The sequence below is a fragment of the Devosia sp. XGJD_8 genome, from assembly GCF_046614475.1.
Lineage (GTDB): Bacteria > Pseudomonadota > Alphaproteobacteria > Rhizobiales > Devosiaceae > Devosia.
This window is the reverse complement of the sequence record NZ_JBKJHF010000001.1, coordinates 1,625,820-1,638,014: the sequence shown is the minus strand read 5'-3', so window position 1 is coordinate 1,638,014 and position 12,195 is coordinate 1,625,820. Positions and strand designations below refer to the sequence as shown.

13 protein-coding genes are annotated in these 12,195 nt (G+C 65.4%); 2 read left to right on the top strand and 11 right to left on the bottom strand.

Going from position 1 to position 12,195, the window contains the following annotated elements; genetic code table 11:
- The first annotated feature begins 16 nt into the window (after positions 1 to 16).
- Positions 17 to 1,261 carry a DNA polymerase IV gene (dinB, locus tag ACLI1C_RS07655; protein WP_411396280.1) on the top strand — a complete coding sequence of 415 codons (1,245 nt, stop codon included), beginning with the start codon at positions 17 to 19 and terminating at the stop codon, positions 1,259 to 1,261.
- Between the two features lie 175 nt (positions 1,262 to 1,436).
- On the opposite strand, the gene phnE (ACLI1C_RS07650) is transcribed toward dinB, so the two are convergent.
- The 11 genes from phnE (ACLI1C_RS07650) to phnG form a co-directional block, all read right to left on the bottom strand.
- Positions 1,437 to 2,786, bottom strand: a complete 1,350-nt coding sequence (gene phnE / locus ACLI1C_RS07650) for a phosphonate ABC transporter, permease protein PhnE (RefSeq protein WP_411396279.1) — start codon at positions 2,784 to 2,786, stop codon at positions 1,437 to 1,439.
- A gap of 9 nt (positions 2,787 to 2,795) precedes the next feature.
- Positions 2,796 to 3,755 (bottom strand): phosphonate ABC transporter, permease protein PhnE, encoded by a 960-nt coding sequence (phnE, locus tag ACLI1C_RS07645; RefSeq protein WP_411398260.1) that lies wholly within the window; start codon positions 3,753 to 3,755, stop codon positions 2,796 to 2,798.
- A 68-nt stretch (positions 3,756 to 3,823) separates the two neighbouring features.
- Entirely contained in the window at positions 3,824 to 4,732 is a 909-nt protein-coding gene (phnD, locus tag ACLI1C_RS07640) for a phosphonate ABC transporter substrate-binding protein (RefSeq protein ID WP_411396278.1), read from the bottom strand.
- An 80-nt stretch (positions 4,733 to 4,812) separates the two neighbouring features.
- Complete coding sequence (phnC, locus tag ACLI1C_RS07635) at positions 4,813 to 5,628, bottom strand: phosphonate ABC transporter ATP-binding protein (protein ID WP_411396277.1); 816 nt, start codon at positions 5,626 to 5,628, stop codon at positions 4,813 to 4,815.
- Between the two features lie 109 nt (positions 5,629 to 5,737).
- Positions 5,738 to 6,349, bottom strand: a complete 612-nt coding sequence (locus ACLI1C_RS07630) for a DapH/DapD/GlmU-related protein (protein ID WP_411396276.1) — start codon at positions 6,347 to 6,349, stop codon at positions 5,738 to 5,740.
- Entirely contained in the window at positions 6,346 to 7,047 is a 702-nt protein-coding gene (gene phnL / locus ACLI1C_RS07625) for a phosphonate C-P lyase system protein PhnL (RefSeq protein ID WP_411396275.1), read from the bottom strand. Before phnL ends, ACLI1C_RS07630 begins: the two co-directional genes overlap by 4 nt.
- Before the next feature lie 2 nt (positions 7,048 to 7,049).
- Complete coding sequence (gene phnK, locus ACLI1C_RS07620; protein ID WP_411396274.1) at positions 7,050 to 7,826, bottom strand: phosphonate C-P lyase system protein PhnK; 777 nt, start codon at positions 7,824 to 7,826, stop codon at positions 7,050 to 7,052.
- A 180-nt stretch (positions 7,827 to 8,006) separates the two neighbouring features.
- Positions 8,007 to 8,879: an alpha-D-ribose 1-methylphosphonate 5-phosphate C-P-lyase PhnJ gene (locus tag ACLI1C_RS07615; protein ID WP_411396273.1), complete on the bottom strand. Its 873-nt coding sequence runs from the start codon at positions 8,877 to 8,879 to the stop codon at positions 8,007 to 8,009.
- A gap of 181 nt (positions 8,880 to 9,060) precedes the next feature.
- Entirely contained in the window at positions 9,061 to 10,149 is a 1,089-nt protein-coding gene (locus ACLI1C_RS07610) for a carbon-phosphorus lyase complex subunit PhnI (RefSeq protein ID WP_411396272.1), read from the bottom strand.
- Between the two features lies 1 nt (position 10,150).
- Positions 10,151 to 10,750, bottom strand: coding sequence for a phosphonate C-P lyase system protein PhnH (phnH, locus tag ACLI1C_RS07605; RefSeq protein ID WP_411396271.1), 600 nt, complete (start codon positions 10,748 to 10,750; stop codon positions 10,151 to 10,153).
- Positions 10,750 to 11,205, bottom strand: coding sequence for a phosphonate C-P lyase system protein PhnG (gene phnG, locus ACLI1C_RS07600; RefSeq protein WP_411396270.1), 456 nt, complete (start codon positions 11,203 to 11,205; stop codon positions 10,750 to 10,752). The genes phnH and phnG overlap by 1 nt, the downstream gene beginning before the upstream one ends.
- 76 nt (positions 11,206 to 11,281) lie before the next feature.
- Between phnG and phnF the strand changes: the two genes are divergently transcribed.
- Entirely contained in the window at positions 11,282 to 12,007 is a 726-nt protein-coding gene (phnF, locus tag ACLI1C_RS07595; RefSeq protein ID WP_411396269.1) for a phosphonate metabolism transcriptional regulator PhnF, read from the top strand.
- Positions 12,008 to 12,195 lie beyond the last annotated feature (188 nt).

Below are 12,195 nucleotides of genomic sequence, written 5' to 3'. Positions count from 1 at the left end.
GCTACAGGGGTTTCAGGTGGATGGCGCGACGATCCTGCATGCTGACCTGGATGCGTTTTATGCGTCGGTAGAGCAATTGCTCGACCCCTCGCTGCGCGGCAAGCCGATTGCGGTGGGCGGGGGCGTGGTGCTGGCCGCGTCGTATGAAGCCAAGGCATTTGGCGTCTATGGCGGCATGGCGGGGCGCAAGGCGCGCGAGCTTTGCCCGCAGCTGATCTTCGTTGGCGGGCATTTTCGGGACTATCAGCGGCTCGGCGATGCCGCCATTGCCATTCTGGGCGACTATACGCCGCTGGTGGAGCGCATTTCGATCGACGAGGCCTTTGCCGACGTGGCGGGCACAGCCCATCTGTTTGGGCCGCCCGCGGTGGTGGCCGAGACGATCCGGCGGCGGGTGCGAGACGAGCTGGGACTGCCGATCTCGGTGGGAGTGGCGCGCACCAAGCACCTGGCGAAGATTGGCTCGCAGGTCGCCAAGCCGGACGGCATGATGGTGATCGAGCCGGCGGATGAACTGGAATTCCTGCATGACCTGCCGGTGGAGCTGATGTGGGGCGTGGGGCCCGTCACCAAGGCGAAACTGGCTGAATCGGGCATCGTGACCATCGGCCAGTTGGCGGCGACGCCGGGACGCTCGCTGGAGCGCCTGGTGGGGCACGCGGCGGGCGAGAAGCTGTTTGCTCTGGCCTGGAACCGCGATCCGCGCGCCATCGTCACCGACCATCGGTCCCGCTCGGCGGGGGCGCAATCGGCGCTCGGCCGCAAGCCGTTTCGCGAGAGCGTGTTCCGCCCTACCCTGCGCCTCCTGGCTGACCGCATCGGCTCGCGGCTGCGCGACAAGGCGTGGGCCGGCCGCACGGTGACGACGCGGGTGCGCTTTGCCGATATGCGGGCCGTCACCCGCGCCATGACGCTGGGCGCGCCGGTTTCGGCGACAACCACGATTGCCGAGATCGCCGAGGAACTGGTGGCTGGCGTGCACAGGGAATTTCCCCAGGAGCGCGATATCTCGCTGCTGGCGATTTCGGTCTCGCATCTGGTGCCGGACAGTTTGATGCAGCTGGAATTCTCGCTGGGCGGAGCGCAGGACGCCCGCCGCCCCGGTACGCGCATCGGCGTGGCGCGACGACAGGCGGACGGGGCCATGGACAAGGTGCGCGACCGCTTCGGCTGGGACGCGATCGGCTATGGCTCGGTGGTGCTGGAAGCGCCGCGCACGGTGCCGGACGCGTTTCGGGAGCTGGCAGAGAAGCGGCTTTGAGGAGTTTGGCGTCAGGCTGGCGGTGAGTATCGGGGCAATTTCACTTGGCCTCTGGCGGCAAGCATGCCCTCTGGGGTGTGCGATACCCCGATTTTTGGGCCAAACGCCCCCACCCTTGATCCCTCCCCACAAGGGGGAGGGTGTCGACTGTGAACTCAGTGGTCCCCAAGGCCCCTTAGTGCCCTGTCGGGCCGATGAGGCGGGAGCGGAGGGCGGCGCTGAGGTTGTCGAAGATGAAGACGACGATCAGGATCAGCAGCACTATATAGGCGACGTTTTCCCAATCCTGATTGGTGCGCATGGCTTCGAGCAGCTTGAGGCCGATGCCGCCGGCGCCAACCGCGCCGATAATGGTGGCGCCGCGGATATTGGCTTCCCAGAAGTAGAGCGTCTGGCTGATGACGACCGGGGCAATCTGCGGCACGACGCCAAAGCGGTTGACGTCGGCTGCCGAGGCGCCCACCGAGCGCACGCCTTCGCGCTGCTTGTCATCGATATTCTCAATGGCCTCGGAATAGAGCTTGCCGAAGGTGCCGGTGTCGGTGACGAAGATTGCGGCAATACCGGCCAGCGGGCCCGGGCCGAAGCCACGGGTGAAGACCAGCGCCCAGATCAGCATGTCGACCGAGCGGGTGAAGTCGAAGAAGCGCTTCGTGAGCCAGTTGGCCGGCCGGGAACTGGTGACGTTGCGGGCCGCGATGAAGGCCAGCGGGAAAGCCAGCGTGGCGGCGAAGAGCGTGCCGACAAAGGCCATGACGATGGTCTGCAGCAGCTTGTTGAGCACGTCGCCGTGCTGCCATTCCGAATTGGTCAGGAATTCGTTCCAGGCCAGGGACAGGTTGGACTGATCGGGACTGATCTGCGGGCCGGCAGCGACGCTGGTCCAGAGTTCAGGCAGGCCCATGCCCCAGAAGGGAGAGGTGGTGTCGAACCAGAAATTCTCCCAACCCAAGAAGCGCCGGCGCACCAAGACCTGGGTGGCGCGGATTTCGGCGCTGCCGGCAAAGCCGTAGTCGACGGTGACCCGGCCGTTCTTCTCGCTCATCGCCGCGGGGGCATCGGCAGGCAGGATGGCCGCTTCATCGGCGAAGGCGATGTCATAGGGCACGCCGCCGAGGACGGCGACCACCCCGGTGGTGGCAATCTCGATGCGGTTGGATTGATCGCCGAAGGTCACTTCCTCACGGCCGTCGGGCAGTGCGGTCATCCAGTCGGGATCCGGATTCTCGCCCAGCGGGGAGAAACGCTGATGCTCGATCTGCAGCGTGCCGTCAGGCTGGCAACGGTAGCGCGGCTGGGCTTCCCAGCTGATCCAATCGGCCATGTAGACGCTGGCGCGCTCCCACTTGCCCTCGGCCAGCTTGGGGCCGACCTCGAAGAAGCTCCAGCAATAGACCAGGTAGGCCAGCGCGCCGGCCAGCAGCATCAACCCGCCCCAGCGCTTGAAGAGGCCGGGGGCGAACAGATCGGGATGCATCTTGCGCAGGCGGGTACGGTCGGCGGCGGTCAGGGCGATGGCGGACATGACGAGCTCCTAGGCGCCGAACTGGAAGGCGGCGTTGCCGACGAGGCGCCGGCGCAGCCAGCCGGACAGCTGGTCGATAGCGACAATGGTCAGGAACAGCAGGATGACGATGGCGTAGGTCTTGGCCGCGTGGTCGCGGCCGATGGACTGGCGGAACACTTCGCCAATGCCGCCGCCACCGACGGCGCCGATAATGGTGGAGGCGCGCACATTGATCTCGGTGCGCAGCAGGAAATAGGAGACGAAGTTGGGCATGACCTGGGGCACGATGGCGAAGCGTACGCGCTCGAACCAGTTGGCGCCCACGGCGCGCAACCCGTCATCGGGCTTCATGTCGGCGTTTTCGACCACTTCGAAAAACATCTTGCCCAGCGCGCCAACGGTATGGACCGAGACGGCGAAGATGGCAGCGATCGGGCCGAGCGAGAGCACGGCGGCCAGCATGCCGGCCAGGACGATTTCGGGGAAGGCACGCATCAGCTCGAGCAGGCGGCGCATGATCCAGCGCAGCGGTGCGGCGACGCCGAGATTGGAGGCGGCGACAAAGCAGAAGAGGAAGGCGAACAGCCCGCCGATCAGCGTCGAGGCGAAGGCGATGTTCAGCGTCACCAGCATTTCGTAGAAATATTCGGGGATGTAGAAGCCCGTGCCGAACAGATAGTGGCGGCCCACTTCATAGTCGTATTTGAACGAGCCATCAGCATAGGGCGAGGGCAAGTCGAACATGGCGCGGACGATCTCGAACGGATCGTCGGGCACGAAATTCTTGATGAAATCAAAGAGATAGGGCAGCCGGTCGAGGAACTTGCCCGAGCTGGCATTGTTGGCGAAGAGCAGCGCGAAGACCAGCACCACAGCGAGGCCGGCCACGGCCAGCAGCGAGTAGAGCCGCCGCGTCATCAGCAATTGGCGATAGTGCCGGTGGATGGTCCCGGTCGCGGCGCTGAGGCCCGACCCGCCGCTCGTCATGTCCGCCATGCTAGTCTCCCGATAAAGCATCGGCCGGACCCCGAATGGAGTCCGGCCGACAGATTGGCTTAGCCGCCGATGGTCGCTTTGCGGGCGTCGATCACGGGCTGGTAGAAGGTCGGGTCGACCTCGACATAGCCGTTGTAATCACCGGCCTGGGCGGCGCGGAAGCAGTCGTAATTGGTTTCCGGCAGGGCCTTGAGGAAGGCTTCGATCTTGTCCTTGGTGGCCTGATCGAGGCTTGAGCGCAGGACGATGGGGCCGTTGGGGATCAGCGGGGACTTCCACACTTCCACCACGTCTTCCATGTCGAGCATGCCCTTGTCGACCATCGAGCGGATATTGCCCGAGGTGTAGCCTTCCATGAAGTCGCCGACGCCCGAGCCCCAAGTCACGCCGGCGTCGAACTGGCCATCCAGCACGGCGAGAACGTTGTTCTCATGGCCGCCGCCGAAGCCGGTTTCGGAGAAGTATTCCTCGACCGGCATGCCGATATCGTTGGGCAGCGCGACGACGGGGATGAGGTAGCCCGAGGTGGAGTCCGGATCGGCAAAACCGAGCGACTTGCCCTTCATGTCCTCGAGGCTGGTGATGCCGCTGTCCTTGCGGGCCAGCATGATCGAATAGTAGCCGGTGGCACCATCGGTCTGCTCGGTGGTGAGGATGGGCTCGACCGCATCGGGGTCCTGCAGGTAGATGGCGGCATAGGCCGAGGCGCCGAGTTCGGCATAGTCGAGCGTGCCGCCCAGCAGGCCCTGGATCACGCCATTATAGTCGGCGGCGGGGAAGAGCTGGACATCGGAGAAGCCGAGTTCGGACTTCATCAGATCGACCAGGCACTGGTTGTCGCGCAGGCGGTCAGCCTCGTTCTCGCCGCCGAGCAGGCCGATGCGCAGGACGTTGTCCTGGGCGAAGACGCCGGTGGTGAGGGCAGCAGCGGCAATGCCGGCAAGCAGGATGGTACGGATCGCAGTCATGGAAATCTCCTTTGGTGACGCGAGGATGTCGGCAGACTGGCGCCGCCTTGGCGGTCAGGCAGTTGCGGAACGCTGGAAACTCAGTGGGCGCGGGCCGTGACGACCGGCGGAGTGATGGGCGCGATCGCCGTCGAGGTCATGGCCTCCGAGAAGGCCTCCTTGAGGCCGTCGGCGCCATAAAGCGTGCGGGCAACGTCGGTGGTCAGCTCATCGGGCGTGCCATCGAACACGACCCGGCCAGCCGCCATGCCGATGATGCGTTCGCAATAGGCGCGGGCGGTATCGAGCGTGTGCAGATTGGTGATGACGGTGATGCCGTCGGCATTGATGTCGCGCAGGCTGTCCATGACGATCTGGGCATTGCGCGGATCGAGGCTGGCGATGGGCTCGTCGGCCAGGATCATCCTGGGGTTCTGCATCAGGGCGCGGGCGATGGCGACGCGCTGCTGCTGGCCGCCCGACAGGGTCTGGGCCCATTGCATGGCGGTGGCCGCGATATCGAGCCGCTCCAGCGCCTTGAGCGCCAGCATCTGCTCGTCGACCGAGAACAGCTGCAGCAGGTTGAGCACCGGATTGCGGCCGTTGAGGCCGCCCAGCATGACATTGGTGATGACATCGAGGCGCGGCACGAGGTTGAACTGCTGGAAGATCATGGCGCAGTCGCGCTGCCAGTTGCGCAGTTCCTGGCCACGCAGCTCGCTGGTCTTGACGCCGTTGTATTCGATGTAGCCGGAGGAGACATCGGCCAGGCGGTTGATCATGCGCAGCAGGGTCGACTTGCCGGCGCCGGAGCGGCCGATAATGCCGACCATCTGGCCCTGGGGGATTTCGAGGCTCACGCCATCGACGGCCAGCTTGTCACCGAAGCGTCGCGAAACGTTGGAAATCTTCAGCATCAGACGTGCCCCGCCGTTGAACTGCGGCAGACCTAGGGCGGGGAGGTAACGTCATCATGTAGGTTCGGTGACGGTTGCGTGACTGTGCACAGTGGCGTCGTGGCGGCCTCTATTCATACTTCTTCAGAAAGGCCTCGATCCCCAGCTTGCGGAAATCGGGGAGTGCCTGATGCAGCTTGTCGTGGCTCCAGTCCCACCAGGCCATGGCATCGAGCCGGCCGGCGATGTCGTCGCTGAAGCGCTGGCGGATAGTGCGGGCGGGAACGCCGACGGCGATGGCGAAATCGGCGACATCCTTGGTTACCACGGCATTGGAGCCGATGATGGCGCCATTGCCGATGGTGACGCCGGGCATGATGACGGCGCCGTGGCCGATCCAGGTATCGTGGCCGATGCTGATGGGCGTGCTTTCGCGCCAGTCGAAGAAGGACTGGTCGTCTTCCTCGCCCTCGAAATATTGCGCCGAGCGATAGGTGAAGTGGTGCAGCGAGGCGCGTTCCATGGGGTGCATGGAGGCGTAGATGCGGACATGGGCGGCGATGTTGGAGAATTTGCCGATGGTCGAATAGGCGATCTGGGTGCCACCGACGCAGTAGGAGTAATCGCCCATGCTGGAATGGGAGATCGAGCAGCCGGCGCCGACCTCGGTATAGCGGCCGAGCACGGAGTCGTGCACCTTGGCGGTCGGGTGGATAAAGGGTTCCAGGCCAAGCTTTTTCATGCGGCGATCCTCGGGGCAAAGGCGGTGACGTCGACGATGCGGTCCGCCACCTGGGCGCGGACTTCCTCGTCATGGAAAATGCCCAGCAGGGCGACGCCTGCGGCCTTTTTCTCGGCGATCATGGCGACGACCACGGCGCGGTTGGTGGCGTCGAGCGAGGCGGTTGGTTCGTCGAGCAGGAGCACCGGATGATCGGTGATGAAGCCGCGGGCGATGTTGACGCGCTGCTGTTCACCGCCCGAGAAGGTGGCCGGTGGCAGGCTCCACAGCCGCTCGGGCAGGTTCAGGCGTGCCAGCAAGTTTCTTGCAGCCTGCTGGCTGTCTGCTCGCTCCTTGCCGCGGATGACCAGCGGCTCGGCCACGACATCGAGCGCCGAGACGCGCGGCACGGTGCGCAGGAACTGGCTGACATAGCCGATGGAGTCGCGGCGCAGGGTAAGCACGGTGCGCGGATCGGCGGTGGCGAGATCGACCGCTTCGCCGTGATGGCGGAGGGTGATGGCGCCGGCATCGACGCCATAATTGCCATAGACCATCTTGAGGATGGAGGACTTGCCGGCGCCGGAGGGGCCGCCGAGCACGACGCATTCGCCGGCATGGACGTCGAAATTGACGTTGGCGACGACGGGGAGGATGAGGCCGTCACGCAGGTGCATGGTGAAGGTTTTTGAGAGGTTCTGGACGGATAGGGCGGTCATTCTCACACCTGCAAAATCGAGCTGACGAGCAACTGCGTATAGGGCTCGCGGGGGTCGTCGAGGACTCGGTCGGTGAGGCCGGATTCGATGACATGGCCGTCCTTCATCACCATCATGCGGTGGCTGAGCAGACGGGCCACGGCGAGGTCGTGGGTGACGACGATGGCGGCGAGGCCGAGTTCGCCGACGAGGCCGCGCAGCAGGTCGAGGAGACGGGCCTGCACCGAAACGTCGAGGCCGCCGGTGGGTTCGTCCATGAAGACCAGGCGCGGGCCGGTGACGAGGTTGCGGGCGATCTGCAGGCGCTGGCGCATGCCGCCGGAAAAGCTGCGCGGCTGGTCGTCGATGCGGTCGGCGGCGATTTCCACCCGGCCGAGCCAGTCCAGCGCGGTTTCCCTGATGTGCCCATAGTGCCGGTCGCCCACCGCCATCAGGCGCTCCCCGACATTGGCGCCGGCCGAGACGGTCATGCGCAGGCCATCGGCCGGGTTCTGATGCACGAAGCCCCAATCGGTGCGGATGAGGAAGCGGCGTTCGGCCTCGGAGAGGTCGTAGATATTGCGCCACTCGCCGTCGCGCATGCGGTAGAGAGTCCGGCCCGAGCTGGGTTCCAGCGTGGCTGACAGGGAGTTCAGCAACGTGGTCTTGCCCGAGCCGGATTCCCCCACAATGGCCAGGACTTCGCCCGGCCAGAGCTCGAAACTCACATCGGCGCAGCCGAGGCGGCTGCCGTAATACTTGGTCAGGCTGTCGACGCGGAGAAGGGGTTCAGTGGTCATTGGAGGTCTCGCTTTCTTCACCTCTCCCTCTGGGGGAGAGGTCGACCCTCTTGGGTCGGGTGAGGGGGCCTTTTCCACGCACCGCACCAATCAAAGGCCCCCTCACCCGGCCTGCGGCCGACCTCTCCCCCGAAGGGAGAGGTGAAGAGGTGCCCAACCCGATATTTCCTGCAGCGCCGATCATTCCGCCGCCTCCACGCCCAGCGCGCCTACATGTCCCGCCGTGCGGCGCTCCTCGCAATGGTCGGTGTCGGAGCAGACATACATATGCCCGCCGCGGTCATCGAGAATGACCTCGTCGAAATAGACCTGTTCGGCGCCGCAGAGGGCGCAGGGCTGCTCGAAATGCTGGATGGTGAAGGGGTGGTCCTCGAAATCGAGGCTCACCACTTCGGTATGGGGTGGGACGGCGTAGATGCGGTGCTCGCGCCCTGCCCCGAACAGCTGCAGCGCTTCGCTCATGTGCATCTTTGGGTTGTCGAATTTGGGCGTCGGCGAGGGGTCCATGACGTAGCGGCCCTCGACCTTGACCGGATAGGCATAGGTAGTGGCGATGCGGCCGTGGCGGGCAATGTCCTCGTAGAGCTTGACATGCATGAGGCCATATTCTTCCAGCGCATGCATCTTGCGCGTCTCGGTTTCGCGCGGTTCGAGGAAGCGCAGAGGCTCGGGGATCGGCACCTGATAGACCAGGATCTGTCCCTGCCCCAGCGCCCTTTCGGGAATGCGATGGCGGGTCTGGATGATGGTGGCATCGGCAGTGTGGGTGGTGGTTTGCACCTGCGCGACCTTGGCAAAGAAGGCACGGATCGAGACGGCATTGGTGGTGTCGTCGGCGCCCTGGTCGATGACCTTGAGCACGTCATCCGGGCCGATGATCGAGGCCGTCACCTGCACGCCGCCGGTGCCCCAGCCATAGGGCATGGGCATTTCGCGGGAGGAGAACGGCACCTGATAGCCCGGAATGGCGATGGCCTTGAGAATGGCCCGGCGGATCATCCGCTTGGTCTGCTCATCGAGATAGGCGAAGTTGTATTGGGCGATGGCGGTCATGCTGAAGCTCCCATGATCGATGCTTGGAGGACCCCCCACCCAACCTCCCCCTGGAAGGGGGAGGAGCCGCGCCGCGACTGGGGCAAAATCGAGCCAAACACACCAGCCAGTCCCTCCCCCTTCCAGGGGAAGGTTAGGTGGGGGTACGTCCGCATACGCGGCATTCTGGAAACCAGCCGCGTCACTCTGCTGCCTCCTGCATCTCTGCGGCTTCATGCTCGGCGCGCATGCGGCGGATCAGATCGAGTTCGGCCTGGAAATCGACGTAGTGGGGGAGCTTGAGGTGTTCCACGAAGCCGGTGGCCTGGACGTTGTCGGAGTGGGAAATGACGAATTCCTCGTCTTGCGCGGGAGCCACGATGTCTTCGCCGAACTCGCGGGCCCGCAGGGCACGGTCGACGAGGGACATGGCCATGGCCTTGCGCTCGGCCTGGCCGAAGACCAGGCCATAGCCGCGGGTGAATTGCGGGGGCACTTTCGCGCTGCCCTTGAACTGGTTGACCATCTGGCATTCGGTGACGCGGATGCGGCCGAGATTGACGGCGAAGCCGAGCTCGGGAACGTCGAATTCGACATCGACTTCGCCGATGCGGATTTCGCCGACAAAGGGATGGCTGCGGCCATAGCCGCGCTGGGTGGAATAGCCGAGCGCGAGGAGGAAACCCTCGTCGCCGCGGGCCAGGGCCTGGAGGCGCAGGTCGCGGTCGAGCGGGAAATCCAGCGGTTCGCGGGTCAGGTCACCCACTTCGCGGTCGGGATCGGTCTCGCCATCGGGTTCCATCAGGCCCTGGCGGCCGAGCATGTCGGTCACCCGCGGCGCCTGTTCGGCATCTGCCTCGCGGGTGGCGGGCTGAGGCACCTCGCCGGTAGCGATGGCGGGATCGAGCAGGCGGTGGGTATAGTCGAAAGTCGGCCCGAGCATCTGGCCGCCGGGCAGGTCCTTGAAGGTGGCCGAGATGCGGCGCTCGATCAGCATGGTGCCGGTATCGACAGGGTTGGAATAGCCGAAGCGGGGCAGCGTGGTGCGATAGGCACGGACGAGGAAGATGGCCTCGATCAGGTCGCCGCGCGCCTGCAGCAGCGCCAAAGCGGCCAGTTCCCTGTCATAGAGCGAGCCTTCGCCCATGGCGCGGTCGACGGCGAGGCCGAGCTGCTCGACGATCTGGTCGAGGCGCAGGGCCGGCACCGAGCGGTCGCCGCGGCGGCGATCGGCCAGGAGGGCATGGGCATTGGCAATGGCGGCTTCCCCGCCTTTGACGGCAACATACATGTCAGTGTCCTTCCTCGAGGCGGGTGCTGCGCGGCAGGCCCATGACCTCGCCATCGGCCACCAGCAGCAGGTCTATGCCGCGCGGGAACAGGTCGCGATTGGCGGACCATTGCGCGACGAAATCCAGGGGCAATCCGAGGGGGCTGATATGACCGTGGCCCTTGATGCCAGGACCGCGCGTGATGAGCATCTCACCACCGGTCAGCGCGGGTACGGCCAGGACGATGGTGGTGGAGCGATCGGGATATTCCTGGGTGCCGAGATTGAACTGGTCGAGGCGCGGCAGGTGGGCGGGACCGGTGGCAAAGGCGAAGACCGCCCTGCCCGGCTCTGGCACCACGCCGGCACCGGTGTGGAAATTGACGAAGTCGAGGACGCCCGCATCGGCACGCAAAGTGTCATCCAGCCAGAGGCCGGTATCATGATCGGCCAGGGTCAGCAGGATGCTGGCCAGTCCGGGGGGCAGGCTGCTGTGGAGCGAGGGCGGCGTGACGAGCCGGCGGGGCGTGCCGGGATTGGCCAGCGCGTCCATGATGGCGCGGAAACTGCCCTGTGCCTGCAGCACCGGATCGGCAAAGCCGCCGTCGAGACCGATATCCATCAGTTATCCCCCCGCACCATGGTGAAGAAATCGACGCGCGTCGCGGCGGTCTCGTCGCGGCGCTGCTGGTCGGCGTCTGCCGCAAGCGTCTGCAGCGGCGCGATGATTTCGGCCTGGACGCGTGCCGGTTCGCGCTGCCACAGGGCGTCGATCACGGCAATGACCTCGGCCTTGGCCATGTCGCGGCCAAGGCAATAGCCGTGTCCCACTTCGCCACTGGCAATACGCACGCTGGCGCGGCTCACTGTCGCTTCGCCAAGGTTGAACGGCGCGCCGCCGCCACCGGCCCGGCCGCGCACCATGACGAGGCCGATCTCGGGCCCGCGTACCTTGGCGTGAGCGGGTTTGTCGGCCCAGCGGTCCCACAGCGCGGCCAGGGACCGGGTCGGAGCGCTGGCCAGTACGTCCAGCACCGCCTTGCGCGCGTCACTGCCGGTTGAAGATCGGGTCTGCATGCTTGCCTCTATTTGTCTAATGAAATAGACAACTATTGTCCTCAATCCGGTCCTACGCTTCTCGTGTGAAAATGCAATGACAGTTGCGAAAGACATTTCTGGCGGGGTCGCCCTGTGGCGGCGCATCGCCGATGCCATCCGGCTCGATATCGTGGGCGGCAAGCTGGCGAGCGGTGACCGGCTGCCGACCGAGGCTGTTCTGGCGGAGCGGTTTTCCGCCAATCGCCACACGGTGCGCCGGGCGCTGGCCGTGCTGGCCGATGAGGGCGTCGTGGGAGCCGAACAGGGGCGCGGCACCTTCGTGCGCTGCGCAAGGCGGCTGAGCTATCCCATCGGCAAGCGGACACGGTTTTCGGAAGGGCTGGCCGGCCAGGCCAGGATCACCAGCGGGCAATTGCTGTCGAGCCGCATCGAGAATGCCAGCGCCGCGGCCGCCACGGCGCTGGGTATCAAGGCCGGGGCCAAGGTGGTGCGCATGGAGACGCTGTCGCTGGCCGACGGGCGACCGCTATCGCGTGCCACGGCCTGGCTGGACTATCGGAGCTTCGCCGACTTTGCGGGGCGCTACACGGCGCTCGGCTCGTTCACGGCGGTGTTTGCCAGCTATGGCGTTGCCGACTATTCACGCGCCTCGACGCGCATTTCGGCGCGCCATGCCGACGTGGAGGAGACCAAGCTGCTGGGCCTTACGCCCGGCGCCATCCTGCTGGTTTCGGAGGCGGTGGATGTCGATGCGGCGGGCAATCCAATATCCTACGCGCTCAGCCGGTTTCCGGCGGAGCGGATGGAGCTGGTGGTTTAGGGTTTCGGGGGATAACCCCCACCTCGCCTCCCCCCGGAAGGGGGAAGAATCCGGATGGTGCTGGTCGCAGATGGTGCCCTTGAGGTGAATCGGTCAGGGGGCCTTCCCCGCGCACCGTATCAAGAAGAGGCCCCCTCACCCGGCCTGCGGCCGACCTCTCCCCCAGAGGGAGAGGTGATCCGGTGCAT